The organism is Polaribacter sp. BAL334, from assembly GCF_015767435.1.
Taxonomy (GTDB): Bacteria; Bacteroidota; Bacteroidia; order Flavobacteriales; family Flavobacteriaceae; genus Polaribacter.
In genome coordinates, this window is record NZ_JADWOV010000263.1 from 1 (window position 1) to 793 (window position 793).

Annotated in this window: 1 protein-coding gene; it reads right to left on the reverse strand. The window is 33.0% G+C overall.

Annotated features, from left to right (window positions below; genetic code table 11):
• Positions 1-793: BspA family leucine-rich repeat surface protein (locus IU405_RS05495; RefSeq protein WP_197437611.1), on the reverse strand; the 793-nt coding region annotated here is incomplete at both ends.

Below are 793 nucleotides of genomic sequence, written 5' to 3' on the forward strand. Positions count from 1 at the left end.
AATTGTCCAACCATCAGAAGTAATCATGTTCGCTCGAGCATTACTTGCGGCACAATACTTAGAATTTCCACCATTAAAGTTTAAGTTGGGTTTTAAGTTTTGGGCATTCCAACCTGTTAGCAAGGCATCATAATTGGATATAGATAATGTTACATTTTGAAACATATCATTAAAAGACGTAACATTTTCAACATTCCAATTTCCTAGATTTTGGTCAAAGGATGATGCATCAGTAAACATTAATAGCATACTTGTAACACTTGAAGTATTCCAGTTTGAAATATTTTGATTAAAAACAGGTGCATTTCTAAACATTTGACGCATATTATTTACGTTTTGCACATTCCAATTCCCAATATCTTGATTAAACACAGTTGCATTGGTAAACATAAAACTCATATCTGTAACTTGTGTTGTATTCCACAAGCCAATGTTTTGATTAAAATTTGTTGCATTATTAAACATACCTTGCATATTAGAAGCGCTACTAGTATCCCATTGTCCTATATCCTGATTAAAGACTGTTGCATCTGAAAACATTATAGAGAAATCTGTTACACTACTCACATTCCAATTTCCAATATCTTGGTTAAATATGCTAGCTCCGTTAAACATTGCTCTTAGACTACTTACACCTGTCAAATTTGGTTTGTCATTAGCATTCCCTTCCAAATTCACACAGCCTCTGAAGGCATTTTCCATAGAAGACCATGCAATTGTTCCCCATTGATCAATAGAAATAATCTTGTCTTTATCTCCGGTAGTATTAAAATAAATTCTAGGGAAAGTTCCT